The 14,788-nt window shown below is 71.6% G+C and carries 12 protein-coding genes; 4 read left to right on the plus strand and 8 right to left on the minus strand.

From position 1 onward, the window contains the following. Positions 1–44: 44 nt before the first annotated feature. The 3 genes from ACFX43_RS12880 to ACFX43_RS12890 form a co-directional block, all read right to left on the minus strand. Positions 45–206, minus strand: coding sequence for a hypothetical protein (locus tag ACFX43_RS12880; protein ID WP_378821412.1), 162 nt, complete (start codon positions 204–206; stop codon positions 45–47). A gap of 186 nt (positions 207–392) precedes the next feature. Continuing rightward, on the minus strand, positions 393–1,601 hold the full coding sequence (locus ACFX43_RS12885) for a class I SAM-dependent RNA methyltransferase (RefSeq protein ID WP_378821415.1): 1,209 nt from the start codon (positions 1,599–1,601) through the stop codon (positions 393–395). Further along, a complete protein-coding gene (locus tag ACFX43_RS12890) occupies positions 1,598–3,613 on the minus strand; it encodes an APC family permease (protein WP_378821419.1) in 2,016 nt (671 codons plus the stop codon). The genes ACFX43_RS12885 and ACFX43_RS12890 overlap by 4 nt, the downstream gene beginning before the upstream one ends. A gap of 121 nt (positions 3,614–3,734) precedes the next feature. On the opposite strand from ACFX43_RS12890, the gene ACFX43_RS12895 reads away from it, so the two are divergent. The 4 genes from ACFX43_RS12895 to ACFX43_RS12910 all read left to right on the plus strand — a co-directional run bounded on the left by ACFX43_RS12895 (position 3,735) and on the right by ACFX43_RS12910 (position 8,823). Beyond that, complete coding sequence (locus ACFX43_RS12895) at positions 3,735–4,397, plus strand: potassium channel family protein (RefSeq protein ID WP_378821422.1); 663 nt, start codon at positions 3,735–3,737, stop codon at positions 4,395–4,397. 166 nt (positions 4,398–4,563) lie between these two features. After that, on the plus strand, positions 4,564–5,235 hold the full coding sequence (locus ACFX43_RS12900; protein ID WP_091041412.1) for a TrkA family potassium uptake protein: 672 nt from the start codon (positions 4,564–4,566) through the stop codon (positions 5,233–5,235). A gap of 49 nt (positions 5,236–5,284) precedes the next feature. Next, positions 5,285–7,069, plus strand: a complete 1,785-nt coding sequence (locus tag ACFX43_RS12905; RefSeq protein WP_378821426.1) for an ABC transporter ATP-binding protein — start codon at positions 5,285–5,287, stop codon at positions 7,067–7,069. Beyond that, positions 7,066–8,823, plus strand: a complete 1,758-nt coding sequence (locus tag ACFX43_RS12910; protein ID WP_378821445.1) for an ABC transporter ATP-binding protein — start codon at positions 7,066–7,068, stop codon at positions 8,821–8,823. Before ACFX43_RS12905 ends, ACFX43_RS12910 begins: the two co-directional genes overlap by 4 nt. A gap of 74 nt (positions 8,824–8,897) precedes the next feature. On the opposite strand, the gene ACFX43_RS12915 is transcribed toward ACFX43_RS12910, so the two are convergent. The 5 genes from ACFX43_RS12915 to ACFX43_RS12935 are packed head-to-tail and all read right to left on the minus strand — an operon-like array spanning position 8,898 to position 14,713. After that, positions 8,898–9,911 carry an ABC transporter substrate-binding protein gene (locus ACFX43_RS12915; RefSeq protein WP_378821462.1) on the minus strand — a complete coding sequence of 338 codons (1,014 nt, stop codon included), beginning with the start codon at positions 9,909–9,911 and terminating at the stop codon, positions 8,898–8,900. Continuing rightward, the gene (locus ACFX43_RS12920; protein ID WP_378821480.1) at positions 9,908–10,699 is read right to left on the minus strand and encodes an ABC transporter ATP-binding protein; all 792 of its coding nucleotides are present in this window, start codon (positions 10,697–10,699) and stop codon (positions 9,908–9,910) included. Before ACFX43_RS12920 ends, ACFX43_RS12915 begins: the two co-directional genes overlap by 4 nt. After that, entirely contained in the window at positions 10,696–11,835 is a 1,140-nt protein-coding gene (locus ACFX43_RS12925) for a FecCD family ABC transporter permease (RefSeq protein WP_378821488.1), read from the minus strand. The genes ACFX43_RS12920 and ACFX43_RS12925 overlap by 4 nt, the downstream gene beginning before the upstream one ends. Then, positions 11,835–13,514, minus strand: a complete 1,680-nt coding sequence (locus ACFX43_RS12930; protein WP_378821493.1) for a prolyl oligopeptidase family serine peptidase — start codon at positions 13,512–13,514, stop codon at positions 11,835–11,837. The genes ACFX43_RS12925 and ACFX43_RS12930 overlap by 1 nt, the downstream gene beginning before the upstream one ends. After that, entirely contained in the window at positions 13,511–14,713 is a 1,203-nt protein-coding gene (locus ACFX43_RS12935) for a hypothetical protein (RefSeq protein ID WP_378821499.1), read from the minus strand. The genes ACFX43_RS12930 and ACFX43_RS12935 overlap by 4 nt, the downstream gene beginning before the upstream one ends. Positions 14,714–14,788: the final 75 nt, after the last annotated feature.

A 14,788-nucleotide genomic window follows, 5' to 3' on the forward strand; every position in this document is an offset into this window, starting at 1 on the left:
ACCATCTCGTCTTCGGAGTCGAGTCCGTCTGTGTCTCCTGGGAATCACCCGCGGTCACGGTTGCTCACCGCCTCGATGCGTTCGGGCAGCTCGATCCTCGGGTCGTCCGTTGCTCCTCGGCGGGTCAATGTGCTCGGCGCGTATCTCGTCGAGGACGGCGTCACCCGCTGTCCGACGAGATGGACCGCGAACGTCAGACCGGTCATGGGCACCACCTAGCTGAGGAACCTGTCTCCATGTACCGTCGCAGGCCCAGGTCGCCGTCGCGTCACCCGCTGCGGGCGAGGCTCAGGCCCCGCTACGCCTGACTCGCGCGGGTTCAGGCGCGCAGATCGGGCACGTCGTGACGCAGAGTGAGCCACCAGGCGGGTCCGCGGAGATCCACGCCTTCATCACGAACCGCTGCGCGGCAGGTCAGAGTCGGTTCTAGCGAGCAGAGCGACGGCTTCGACATGATGCGTCATCGGGAACAGGTCGAAGGCGCGCAGCGAGCGCAGCCGGTAGCCGTGCTCGGCGAAGATCGCGATGTCACGAGCGAGCGCGGCGGGGTCGCAGGCGACGTAGGCGACCTTGCTCGGCTCGCGCGCGACGACGGCCTCGACGACCGGGCGGCGAGCTCCCTCGCGGGGCGGGTCGAGGACGACGAGGTCGAAGGAACCTTCGTCGAGACCGCCCAGCACGGTGCTGACGTCACCAGCCACGACCTCGGCGGCGGGGACGTTGCCGACCGAGAGCGCGGAGGCAGTCTGGTCGCCCTCGACGGCGACGACACGTCCGGTCGGACCGACCCGGTCGGCGAGGAAGGCGGAGAAGAGGCCGACGCCGGCATAGAGGTCCAGGACGGTGTGGCCCGGGCCCGGGGAGAGGGCGGACAGCACCGCGAAGACCAGGGCCTCGGGCGCGCCCGGGTGGACCTGCCAGAAGCCGTCCGCGGCGACCTCGAAGGTGTGCTCCACTCCCCCGAGCGCCACCGTCTCCACGACGGTCCCGGCACCGGGCTCTCGCGCATCCTCTGTCGCGATCAGGCAGTCGTCGACGGGGATGACGTCGTGGGAGCGGTACTTCCGCATGCCTCGGCCGCCACCCGGGGCGGTCGTGTAGCGCTGACGGGTCCGCCAGCGCAGCCCGTGCTCGTCGCCGGGGACCGCCTCGACGACCAGGCCGGCGACCAGCGGGTCCTCGGCGGACAGACCACCCAGCCGGACCAGCTGCTCGCGCAGCACCGATGCCTTCAGCTCACGCTGGGCGGACACGGAGACGTGCTGGAAGTCGCAGCCGCCGCAGAGGCCTGGGCCGGCGTACGGGCATGGCGGAACGACCCGTTCCGGTGCGGCCGAGACCACCGAGACCGCGTCGCCGCGCCAGAACCGGTCGCCGGCGGTTCCCTCGGTGATCTCGACGACCACCTGCTCACCGGGCAGGGCGTGGCGTACGAAGACCACCCGCGAGGCGTCCTCGAAAGGCACGCGGGCGACGAAGTGGCCGCCGTGGGCGACCGGGCCGACCTCGACCTCGAAGCGACGGCCGACGTACGACTCGCCCTTCGACGCCTTCGGACGGGGCCGCCGCCCACGGGGCGCGGAACGCTGCGGACGGCTCATCGGCGTCCGCTTCCGCGGCGCAGGCCGGGCGCGAGCCAGTATTCCTCGCGCAGCTCCTCGGCGCGCTCCTTGCCGGAGGCGAGCTGATAGGGCACGGAGATGACCATGACGCCCGGGGTGAACAGCAGCCGGCCCTTGAGCCGCAGCGCCGTCTGGTTGTGGAGCAGCTGCTCCCACCAGCGGCCGACGACGTACTCGGGGATGTAGACGGCCACGACGCCGCGCGGGTTGGCGTCACGGATCGCCGAGGCGTACTCGACGACGGGGCGGATCAGCTCGCGGTAGGGCGAGTGGAGCACCTTCAGCGGCATCGGCAGGTTGCGCTCGTCCCACTGTTTCAACAGCTCGGCGGTGTCGGAGTCGGAGGTGGAGACCGTCACGGCCTCGAGCGCGTTGGGCCGGGTCGCCTGGGCGAAGGCCAGCGCTCGCAGCGTCGGCTTGTGAAGCTTGGAGACCAGCACGATCGCGTGGACCCGGGTCGGCATGACCTTGTCCTGCTCGTCCGCGGCCAGCTCGCGAGCGACGTTGTCGTAGTGGCGCCTGATCCCCAGCATGACCACGTAGAAGAAGCCCATCGCCAGGATCGTGATCCAGGCACCGGCGAGGAACTTGGTGATCAGCACGATCACCAGCACGACCGAGGTCATCCCGAGACCGAAGGTGTTGATCGCCCGCGAACGCTGCATCCGGCGCCGCTCGCTCGGGTCGCGCTCGGTGGCCAGATGGCGGGTCCAGTGGCGGATCATGCCAAGCTGACTGAGGTTGAAGGAGACGAAGACGCCGACGATGTAGAGCTGGATCAGCTTGGTGGTCTGCGCCTCGAAGATGATGATCAGCGCGATCGCCAGCACGGCCAGGAAGACGATGCCGTTGCTGTAGGCGAGCCGGTCGCCGCGCGCCCCCAGTGATCGCGGTGCGTAGCCGTCCTTGGCGAGGATCGAGCCCAGCACCGGGAAGCCGTTGAACGCGGTGTTGGCGGCGAGCACCAGGATGATCCCGGTGACGGTGATGACGAAGTAGAAGCCCGGCGGGAAGTCGTTGAACACCCCCGCAGCGATCTGGGAGATCACCGGGTGCTGCTCGTAGCCGTCCGGGACCGCGTCGCCGGCGGCGGTGCGCAGGTTGTCGAGAGCGTGCGGGTCGACGTAGCGGATGCTCATCTGGTTGGCCAGCACGATGATGCTCATCATCATCGTGATCGCGATCAGGCCGAGCAGCAGCAGCGTGGTGGCGGCGTTCTTGCTCTTCGGCCGCTGGAAGGCGGGTACGCCGTTGGAGATCGCCTCCACACCGGTCAGCGCCGCACACCCGGACGAGAACGCGCGGGCGAGCAGGAAGACGAGTGCCACCTGGTTGAGGGTGCCCTCCCAGCCCTCCTCGGGCCTGATGTGAAGGGAGGCGCTCTCCGCCTCGGGCAGGTTGCCGTTGACCAGCAGCAACAGTCCGTAGAGGCCCATCCCGAGGATGGCGAACATGAACAGGTAGGTCGGGACCGCGAAGAACGTCCCGGACTCGCGTACGCCGCGCAGGTTCATCGCGGTGAGCAGCACGATCGCGATCGAGGCGACCAGGACCTCGTGGCCGATCAGGCTGGGGATCGCGCTGGCGGCGTACTGCGCGGCGTTGGAGATCGACACCGCGACCGTCAGCACGTAGTCGACAAGCAGGGCGCTGGCCACGGTCACGCCCGCCCTGCGCCCCAGGTTGACCGTCGCGACCTCGTAGTCGCCCCCGCCGCTCGGGTAGGCGTGCACCGTCTGCCGGTAGGAGGTGACCACGGTCAGCATCACCAGGGCGACGACCAGGCCGATCTTCCAGGACCAGGCGTACGCCGAGGCTCCCGCCACCGCCAGCATGATGAAGATCTCGTCGGGCGCGTAGGCCACCGAGGAGAGGGCGTCGCTGGCGAAAACGGGTAGCGCGATGCGCTTCGGCAGCAGCGTCTCGCCCAGCTGAGAGCTACGGAGCTTGCGACCGATCAGGATCCGCTTGGAGACATCACCAACACCCACAACCGCAGACGCTACGGCACATCGCGGCTTCCTCGCGCTTCCGGATCGCCACGCGCATCCGAACACGCCAACTTCGAGGGCGTAGGCGACGCGCGGCCCGGGCGAGTGCAATCATGACACGGTGCACGTAGTGATCATGGGCTGTGGCCGCGTCGGCTCGACCCTGGCCAGGAGCCTCGAGGACCGTAACCACACGGTCTCGGTCATCGACCAGAACTCCGATGCCTTCCGTCGGCTGGGGCCGGGCTTCAACGGCGACAAGATCGCCGGGATGGGCTTCGACCGCGAGGTCCTCCTCAAGGCCGGCATCAAGCGCGCCGAGGCGTTCGCGGCGGTCTCCAGCGGTGACAACTCCAACATCATCTCCGCCCGGGTGGCGCGCGAGGAGTTCGGCATCCAGCAGGTCGTGGCCCGCATCTACGACCCCGGCCGCGCCGAGGTCTACCAGCGCCTCGGGATCAGCACGGTCGCGACGGTGAAGTGGACCGCCGACCAGGTGCTCCGCCGGCTGCTGCCGGCCGGCGCCGAGCCCGACTTCCGCGACATGTCGGGCAACATCCGCATCGACCAGGTCATCATGCCCGAGTCCTGGGTCGGCCAGCGGACCATCAAGTTCCAGCGCCAGTCCGGTTCGCGGATCGCGTGGATCGACCGGCTCGGTGAGGGGATCATCCCGGTCCGCGAGAGCGTGATCCAGGAGGGCGACGTGCTCCATATCGTCATGCGCGAGGAGAACACCGCGCAGGCGTACAAGACCATCAAGAACGGCCCCGAGGAAGATTAGTGGTCACTCCTGCCGCACCAGGCCCTGCTGCGCGCCGCTCGGTACGTGCGCTGGCGGCGTTGCCGCCGCTCGACAGACAACACCGGTATGCCTTCGCGGCGGCGCCTTGCCAGCGCACGCACCGAGCGACGCTCGCGACGGGCCTGGACGACAGGAGTGACCACTGATGCGCGTCGCAATCGCCGGAGCCGGGGCCGTCGGCCGGTCCATCGCCCGTGAGCTGATCACCAACGGCCACGAGGTGCTCCTCATCGACAAGAACCCGGGCTCGATCAAGCCCGAGCGGGTCGCCGACGCGGAATGGCTGCTCGCAGACGCGTGCGAGCTCTCCTCGCTCGAGGAGGCCAGGCTCGACAACTGCGACGTGGTCATCGCCGCGACCGGTGACGACAAGGCCAACCTGGTCTGCTCGCTGCTGGCCAAGACCGAGTTCGGCGTGCCGCGCACCGTGGGCCGGGTCAACCACCCCAACAACGAGTGGCTCTTCACCGAGGCCTGGGGCGTCGACGTCAACGTCTCCACCCCGCGGATCATGTCCGCGCTGGTCGAGGAGGCCGTCACCGTCGGCGACCTGGTGCGCCTCTTCACCTTCCGGCAGGGCCAGGCCAACCTGGTCGAGATCACCCTGCCCGCCGACTCGCCCTACGTCGGCAAGCCCACCGGTCTGGTGCCGTTCCCGGAGAACTGCGCACTGGTCACGCTGCTGCGTGACGGCCAGGTCTACGTACCCACCCCCGAGCAGCCTCTCGAGCAGGGCGACGAGCTCCTCTTCGTCGTGCCCACCGAGAAGGAGGACGAGCTCGAGCGTCTTCTCGCCCCCACCGGTCACGGCGGCTGACGCCGAGGATTCCGTACGCAGCAACCCCACGATCTCGGCAGGACAACAGTTGGCTCGCTCCCCTCTCCTCCAGACGCTTCGTCCTGTCCGGGGAAGGCTGGTCGCCAGCCTGCTGCTGATGGTCGTCTCGACCGTCGCCGGGCTGGTGCCGCTGGTCGGGATCGTCGAGCTCGCCCGGATCCTGCTGCCCGCGGCCACCGGCTCGCCCGTCGACGCCGACCGCGCCTGGGTCGTGGTCTGGGTGAGCGTGGCTGCGCTGCTGGTACGCCTGGCGACGGTGCTCGGCTCGTCGTGGCTCTCCCACGTCGCCGATCTCGACCTCTCCATCCACCTGCGCCGGCTGCTGGTCGCCCGGCTCGGCCGGGTGCCGCTGGCGTGGTTCACCGAACGCAACTCCGGCACGGTGAAGAAGGCGGTGCAGGACGACGTCGCCGCACTGCACCACCTGGTCGCCCACTCGGTCATGGAGCTGACCGCGGCGATCACGCTGCCGGCCGTCGTGGACTGCTACCTCTTCATCGTCTCCCCGCCGCTCGCCCTGATCACCCTGGTCCCGCTCGCGCTCGGGCTGGTCGGGTTCCGGATCTCGATGCGGGGTGCCGCCGCGCTCTACCGCGACTACGACGCCGGGCTGGCCGAGCTCGCCGCGGCCACGGTCGAGAACACCGGCGGGATCGCGGAGATCAAGACCTTCGGCGCCACCGGGCAGGCTCACCAGCGTCTGGCCGAGGTCGCCACCCGGTTCGGCGGGTTCAACCGCGCCTGGATGCGACACTCCGCCCTGGGGATGCTGCTGATGGAGCTCGCGCTGACACCGGCGCTGACCCTCGTGCTAGTCCTCGGGGCCGGGGTCTGGATGCTCCGGTCCGGCCAGATCACCGGGCCCGACCTGGTTCCGTTCCTCGTCCTCGGCCTGGCCATGACCGCGCCGGTCACCGTCGCCGGCTACGCCGCCCGCGAGCTGCGCGAGGCGACCGAGGCGGCCCGGCGCATCCAGCGCCTGCTGGCCGAGCCCGACCTTCCGGAGCCGGCCGCCCCGGGCCCAGCCCCAGACTCCGCCCGTGTCGAGCTCCACGGTGTCTCCTTCGCCTACTCCCCCGGCGCGTCACCGGTGCTCCACGACATCGACCTGGTCCTCGAACCAGGCACCGTGACCGCGCTCGTTGGTCACTCCGGCTCGGGGAAGTCGACGCTGGCCAAGCTGCTGCCCCGCTTCGCCGACCCCACGGCCGGCCGGATCACCATCGCCGGAGTGGACCTGCGCGAGATGACGAGCGCGCAGCTCTACGAGCAGGTCTCCTTCGTCTTCCAGGACACCGGGCTGCTGCGTACCTCGATCCGGGACAACATCCGGCTCGCTCATCCCGAGGCACCGGACGAGGACGTACGCCGCGCGGCCGAGGCCGCGCAGATCGCGGGCCGCATCGACGAGCTCCCGCGAGGCTACGACTCGGTGGTCGGCGAGGACGGCCAGCTTTCCGGCGGTGAGCGGCAGCGGGTCGCGATCGCCCGCGCCCTCCTCTCCGACACTCCGATCCTGGTCCTCGACGAGGCCACCGCGGCGGCGGACCCCGAGTCGGAGGCGCTCGTCCAGCGGGCGCTGTCCCGCCTCGTCGCCGGACGTACGCTGCTGGTGATCGCGCATCGGCTCTCGACGGTCACCGCGGCCGACCAGATCGTTGTCCTCGACGAGGGCCGGGTCACCGAGCTCGGCACCCACGAGGAGCTCCTCGCCCGGGGCGGGCGCTACGCGCGGCTCTGGGCCGCCGACCAGCGCGCCCATCCGGTGGACGGCTGGGCTCAGGAGAAGGCGGCCCAGGAGGAGTCGGCATGATCACCATCGTCCGTCTGCTCGCCGGCCTCCTCGATCACGCTCATCGGCGCCAGCTCGGCCGCGTCGTGGCGATGTTCGTCACCACCGGCGTACTCCAGGGGCTGGCCTTCGCCTGTGTCGTGCCGGTCCTGGACGCCGCGCTGCGCCAGGACTGGGACGCCGCGACCACCTGGCTGGGCGTGCTCGCCGGCCTCTTCGTGGCCCATCACGTGGCCCTGACCGTGGGCAACCTGGACGGCTACGACCTCGCCTGCGACCTGCTCGACATCACCCTCGCCCGGCTCGGCGACCACACCGTACGACTGCCGCTGGGCTGGTACGACCAGGATCGCACCGGCCAGCTCTCCCGGATGGCGTCCAAAGGCGCCACCGACATCGCCTCGGTGCCGGGACACCTGCTCCGGCCGCTGATCGCCGCCGTGGTCAGCCCGGTCACCGTGGTCGTCGCGATGGCGTTCCTGGAGTGGCGTCTGGCGCTCGCGCTCCTGGTCGGAGTCGTGGCCGTGCTGGCCACCACCCGGCTCCTGGCGACGATCGTCGGCCGTGGCGAGGGCGCCTACGACGCCGCGATGGCGGAGGGCTCGGCGCGCGTGGTCGAGTTCGCGCTCAACCAGCCGGCCCTGCGGGTCTTCGGCCGCACCGTCCACGGCAACGAGCTGGTCGAGAACGCGCTGCGGGAGCAGAAGCGGGCGTCGCGTCAGCTGCTGGTGACCGGGTTCGGCGGCCTGGGGATCCAGCTGCTCTCCATCCAGGCGCTGCTCACCCTGGTGATCGCGCTGGCCGTCCACCTCAGCCTCGGCGGCACGCTTGCCCCGGCCACGGCGATCGGACTCCTCGTCCTCACGGTGCGGTTCGTGGAGTCGCTCATCGACTACGGCGAGCTCTCCAGCGCACTGCGGATCGCCGAGGGTTCGTTGCGACGTGTCCTCGACGTGCTCGCCCTCGCGCCGCTCCCCGAGCCCGCCACACCCGGCGAGCCGGCCGACAGCGGCATCGAGCTGCGCGGTGTCGCCTTCTCCTACGACGCCAGCTCCTATGAACACAGCACCCGGGTCCTCGACGAGGTCTCCCTCACCGCGCAGCCACGCTCGCTGACCGCCGTGGTCGGACCGTCGGGCTCGGGGAAGAGCACCTTGCTGCGCCTGGTCGCCCGGTTCCACGACGTCACGGCGGGCTCGGTGATGCTCGGTGGGGTCGACGTACGCGACCTCGGCACCGAGGCGCTCATGCAGCGCGTCTCGATCGTCTTCCAGGACGTCTACCTCTTCGAGGGCACCCTGCGCGACAACGTGATGATGTCGCGTCCCGACGCCACCGACGACGAGCTGCGCGAGGCCGCCCGGCTGGCCCGCGTCGACGACATCGTCGACCGTCTCCCGCACGGCTGGCAGACCCGGATCGGCGAGGCCGGCTCCACGCTCTCGGGCGGCGAGAAGCAGCGGGTCTCGATCGCCCGGGCGCTGCTGAAGGACGCCCCCGTCGTCCTCCTCGACGAGGCGACCGCCGCCCTCGACGCCGAGAACGAGGCCGCCGTCCAGGAGGCGCTCACCGCGCTGTCGGCCGACCGTACGGTCATCGTCATCGCCCACCGCCTCCAGACCGTCGTCGCCGCCGACCAGATCGTCGTCCTCGACGGCGGCCGGATCGTGGAGCGCGGCTCCCACACGGACCTCCTCGCCCACGGCGGCCGCTACCTCGACTTCTGGCGCGAACGTACGCAGGCCGAGGGCTGGAGGCTTCTTGCCGGAGAGTAGGCACGAAGAGGTGACCGCCGGGCCGCCCCCGAGGACGACCCGGCGGCCCGGCGTGGATCCGACTCGGGCCCGGCTCAGAACGCGTCGGGGTGCAGGCCCTCCGCGATCGTCCGCACGGCGGTGACGTTGCCGAGCGTGCCCGGGAACGTGTCCGGGGTGCGCAGGGCGATGAAGCGGTCCTCCTTGACGGCGGTGACGTCGGGGAAGGTCTTGCGCAGGTACGCCTCGACCCGCCCGGCCTCGGACTCCTCCCGGACGGCGAACACGATGGCGTCGGGGTTGCGTGCGGCGACCTCCTCAGGTGAGACGACCGCGGAGAAGAACTGGGCGAAGAGCTCCTCGTCCGGGCTGAAGACGTTCTCGCCGCCGGCGCGCTCGATCATGTCGTACTCCACGCCGGCGCCGATCGCGGAGAGCGTCTTGCCCTCGACGAAGAGCTGGGCGACCGTGGGTCGCGGGCGGTCCTGCACGGCCTTCTCGACCGCCTCGAGGTCCCCTCGCGTCTCGGCGACCAGCTCGTCCGCGGCGCCCGAGACCCCGAAGATGCTCCCGAGTGCCTCCAGGTCGGTGAACAGGTCGGTGACCTCACCCGTGGAACGGCGCTCGGGGCAGCCGCCGGCGGCGACGTAGGTCATCACCCCGGCGTCGGTGAGCTGGTCGATCGTGGCGAAACCCTGCTCGGCGGTGAACTCGTACTCGGTCGGGGCGACGACCGCGTCGGGCTGGACGTCGAGGAGCTGCTCGCGGGCCGGCGGCGCGTCCGTGCTCAGCTCGGGCACGTCGCTCGCGTCCGCCGCGACGTCCGCGGGGAGCTCGTGCATGGCAGTCTGCGCCTGGCCGACGAGCCGGTCGGCGACCCCGAGGCGTACGAGCAGCTCTGTCTGCGCCGGGCTGAGCCCGACGATGCGCTTCGGAGCCGACTCGACCGTGATCTCGCGGCCGCAGTTCTCCACGGTCACCGGATAGCCCTCGGCGGCCTCATCTTTCGCCGCGGCGTCGTTCTGGACGCCGGTGCCGCCGCATCCGGTCGCGGCCAGGAGCGTGAGCGCTGCCGCCGGAACGGTGCGCAGCAGTGGGGTGGTGTTCATGTGTTCCTCTCTCGAACCCGCGCGGACGTCCCGCGCAGGAGCAGGTGTGGGGTGCCGGCCTCGGGATCGGTGATCCGGCTGGCCTCCACACCGAAGACCTCGCGCACCAGATCGGGCGTGAGGATGTCCGCGGGCTTCCCGAGGGCGACGACGTGCCCGCGGTCGAGCACCGCGACCCGGTCGCAGTAGGCCAGCGCGAGGTCGAGCTCGTGCAGTGCGACCACGGTGGTGATTCCGAGCTCGGCGACGGTGTGCATCAGCTCGAAGCGGTAGGAGACGTCCAGGTGGTTGGTGGGCTCGTCGAGGAGCAGGAGCTCGGCCTCCTGGGCGATCGCCCGGGCGAGCAACGTACGCTGCCGCTCGCCGCCCGATAGCCGGTGCACCGGCCGGTCGGCCAGCGCCGAGACGCCCGCCAGCCCCATCGCCCGGCCGACCACCAGCCAGTCCTCGGGACTGTCGCGACCGAGCACTCCGCGGTGCGGCGTACGCCCCAGCAACACGCTCTCGGCGACGGTGAGCCCGAACTCGTCCGGCGGCTCCTGGGCCATCACCGCGACCCGGCGAGCGATCTCGCGCCGGCTCATGGTGGCGACGTCGGCTCCGTCGAGACGAACCTGACCCGAGACGGGCCGGAGGGCGCCGAAGCAGGCGCGCAGGATGGTCGACTTGCCGCTGCCGTTGGCGCCGAGCAGGCCGAGGACCTCCCCCGGCTCCACCACGACCGAGGCCGCGGTGACGACCTCCCGGCTGCCCCGTTTCAGGGTGAGGTCCAGCGTCTCGAGCCTCATCGCGCCATCCCCTGCTCGTCGGCGGCCCGGCCGCGCATCAGCCACAGGAAGAACGGCACGCCGATCAGCGCGGTGACGATCCCCAGCGGCACCTCGGCGGGTGCCGAGACGGTCCGGGCGATCAGGTCCGCGCCGCACAGGAACAGAGCGCCGCCGAACACCGCCACGGGGACGATCCGCCGGTGGTCGGAGCCGACCAGGACCCGGGCGATGTGCGGGACCACCAGACCGACGAAGCCGATCCCGCCGGCGACCGAGACCACGGTGCCGGTGAGCAGCGCGGCGGCGAGCAGCAGGACCGACCGCAGCCGGTTCACCCGGACCCCGAGCGCCGTAGCCGTCTCGTCGCCGACCTGGAGCGCGTTGACCGCGCGTCCAGTGGTGACCGAGACAGCGAGCGCGACCACGAGGGCCACCAGCGGGCCGGCGAGATCGGTCATCGTGGCGGCGGAGACCGAGCCCAGCAGGAAGAACATCACGCTGAAGACGTTCTGCGCCTCGGTCGTGAGGGTGAGATAGCTGGTGATCGCGCTGAAGAACGTGCCCAGCGCCACCCCGGTCAGCACCAGGCGCTGCGGGGCGATGCTGCCGTTCTTGTACGCCACCCAGAACACCGCGGCGGTCGCGACCGCGGCGCCCAGGAACGCCGCGGTGCCGATCCAGGCGCCAACCGCCGCCGCGCCCAGGACGACCACGGAGACCGCGCCCACACCTGCCCCCGAGGAGACGCCGATGATCGCCGGCTCGGCCAGCGGGTTGCGTACGACTGCCTGGATGAACACCCCGGCCAGGCTCAGCGCCGCGCCGGCCAGAGCGGCCAGCAACGCACGTGGCAGCCGGAACTGCCACACCACCTGGTCCTGCAGCACGGTGTAGGTGCCGTCGCTCATCCACGGCATCCCCGGCAGCAGGTGCCCGGTGACGAGCCTGGCAGCGTCGAGCGCGCTCAGATCGACGGTGCCCGACGACGCGGACAGCGCGATGACGACGAGGAGGGCGGCCGCGAGGCCGATGGTCAGCACCCGGGCGCGCCATCTGCGCCGGGCGATGGCGGCGGGCACCAGGATGCGGCCGGGCCGCGGGAGCACCGGTGGCGAGACGTCGTCCGTGGGCACGGAGATATCGGTGGGGGTCATCACACTCCTGTGGAAACGCGTGCTGAGTCGAGGGCGAAGTCGAGGACGGAGGCGGCGAAGTCGTGCACGGCGTCGAGGTGGTTGCCGCCGTGGCCCATCCGTGGGCGGTGGCTGCGTACGACCTCGACGCCGCGAGCCGTGAGCGCCTCGGCGAGACGGTCGCTGGGTGCGGCCGCGACCCGGGAGTCCTCCGCGAAGGTGGTCAGCAGGAAGCGAGGCCAGCGCGCGCCCGGGAAACGACTGGCGCGCTCGAACGGCGAGTAGTCGTCCATGGCGGCGCGCACCGCCGGATCGCTCGGGTCGCCGAACTCCTCGGCCCAGTGCCGCGCGCCCGGATGCTCGCCGATGCGGTGCGGGTCGAGCGGCGCGGCCGTGCAGGCGACCCCGGCGACGAGGCCCGGCTCCGCGAGCGCCGCGGAGACGGCGACCAGTCCGCCGAGCGACGCCCCGGCAAGCACAAGCCGTTCCGGCCGGGTCAGGCCCAGGCGCACCAGCTCGCGCGCGACGGTGACCGCGTCGGCGACCGTACGCGCCTTGCCCGCGCCCTGCCCCGAGGTGTGCCAGGGCGTGCCCGCCCCGCCTCCGCCGCGCAGCCGGGCGGTCACGTGCAGCCCGCCGAGCTCGCACCAGGCGGCGACCGAGGGCTCGAAGGCCGGGAGGTCGACGATCCCGAACCCGCCGTAGACCTCCAGAAGGGTCGGGCCGCCGGGGTCTCCGGTCAGGATCAGCTCGATCTCGGCGACGTCCTCCGCGCACACGGTGGTCAGTCGCGACCGCGGGCCCTCGCTCGTCGAGCGTGCCGCATCCTCGAGCGCTATCACCCGCGGTGCCTCGGCCGGCGACTCGATCCGCACCCAGGCGCGGTCCTGCGCCCAGGAGAGGCCGGAGACGGTACGTACGTCCTGCTCCTCCGAGACGGCGATGGTCTGCGTCGGCGCGAGGACTCCGGCATCGGCGGCGAGGCGGACGACCACGGAGTGGCCGTCCCGGACCAGGTGGACCAGGCAGCCGCCGGGAACCGCCTGGGCGTGGACGGGGACTCCCGGCAGGGTCTCCAGTCGACATCGTGCTGGTGCCGGCCCGGGCATCCGGAGGCTCACCAGCTCGTCGCCGGTCACCGCCAGCAACGTGTCCGCCGCGGCGCTGACGCTGCGGACCCTCGGGAGCTCGAGGATCTCCGAGCCGTCGATGCCGACCAGCCGGGTCCGCACCTCGTCGGTCCGGGCGACGACCATCGTGCCGCCGACGCCGATCGGCGTCGCGCGCTCACCGGCGGCGGTGGTGAACAGCGTCCGTGGCGGTCCGCCGCGCCGGACCCGCAGGCAGCGACCCAGGGTGTCGACGAAGAACACGTCCTCGCCGGCCCAGGCCATCCGCGCGTGCCTCACCCCCACGTCCGGAAGCTCGGTCGAGGTCCGCGACGACGTGTCCACGACGACCACGCGCCCGTTCTCGGAGCCGTCGTCGCTGACCTCGAGGGCGACCAGGTGCCCGTCCGGCGACGGCGCGAAACCCTGGATCCTCACGCCCGGGTCGAGGACGAGCCCGCCGTCCTCGTCGACGAGGACCGCAAGCAGGTCGCCAGAGCGCCGGGACAGCCGGAACCGGCCCAGCGGCAGTCCCGGACGACCCGACCGCTCGGCACGACGCAGCGCGTCGCGCACGCTCGCGCGCCTCACCGCCCCACCCCGTCGACCCAGGTCTCGGAAAGCCTGATGACGCCCAGGTGCCCGCCCTCGTCGAAGGGAGAACCCAGGTCGATGGTCGACTCGATGCCCGTGCGGCCGACGAGGTGGAGCTCGCCGTCGCCTCCGCGCGTGACCGCGGCCAGGTCGTCGGAGACCAGCGCCAGCGCCCGCCGTTGTGCGGACCTGTCCCCGACGGGATCCCACGGAGCGACACCGGGACGCGGGGACGCGCTCATCGGCGGGAGCTCGACCTCGCTGAGCCGGCCGTCGGTGAGCATCGCCAGCCGGTCGCCGTCGGGATGCACGATCGTCCAGGCGACCGTTCCACCGGTCGCGTCAGGCCGGAACACCAAGCCGTCGCCGGTCCGGGTCACCTCGGCCGCACCGTCCGGGCTCCAGCGCACCAGGTGGTTGGTCCAGGTGTGCCACTGCCCGGCGTCGGAGTCGGCTCCACGTACGGAGCAGACGATCCCCAGCGCCGGATCGAAGCGGAGGAAGTACGCCCGGCCGGGCACCGGCCACGGCCAGGTCTCCAGGCGCTCGGCCCGGCCATCAGCGACCCGGAGTCGTTCGACGCCCGCCTCGGTGGACAGGTGGACGACTCCGGACCGGTGGTCGGCGGCGTCGCCGTGCCCGAGGTCGCCCGCGAGCTTCAGGCGCTCGCCGCGTACGACCGGGCAGTGCGGCCCGGCGCGGAGCAGGTGGTGCAGCGGGATGACCTCCGCCTCGCCGGGCTCGCGGTGTCGCAGCACGACCATCGGCTCTCCTGTTCCGACATCCGGAACGATCACGACGCCCGGTTCGCCGGTGCGGACCCGCACCCGCGCCGCGGTGGTGCCGCTCGGGTCGGCCAGGTCCACGACCGTGACCAGATCGCTCCACGGATCCCACGAGGCGCCCAGGCCCGTGGTGACGACGACGTAACGCCCGGTGGGGTCGCAGGCGAGATGCTCGGCAGGGATCGCGACCGGCACTCTCCGCGCCTGACCTGCGCCGTCGATCACCACGAGCGTGCCGAGCGCGTCGTCCGCGAACACCGCCCGCGCCCCGCCCGGAGCGCCTGCCGGGAGGGCGAGGACGCCCGCGTGCTCGGCCAGCGTCGCCCTCGACCACGGGCCCGGCGCACCACCGGGTTCGGAGGTACGCCAACGGCCGGCGCGATGGTCTGCCAGGACGAGTGTGGGGCTCATGTTGGGACACACTACTGGTATTGGGAATGATTCTCATATACGTTTGCCGCTGTCCGCACCAGCGGGCCCCGGCGA

The organism is Nocardioides sp. YIM B13467 (genome assembly GCF_042788075.1).
Taxonomy (GTDB): Bacteria; Actinomycetota; Actinomycetes; order Propionibacteriales; family Nocardioidaceae; genus Nocardioides.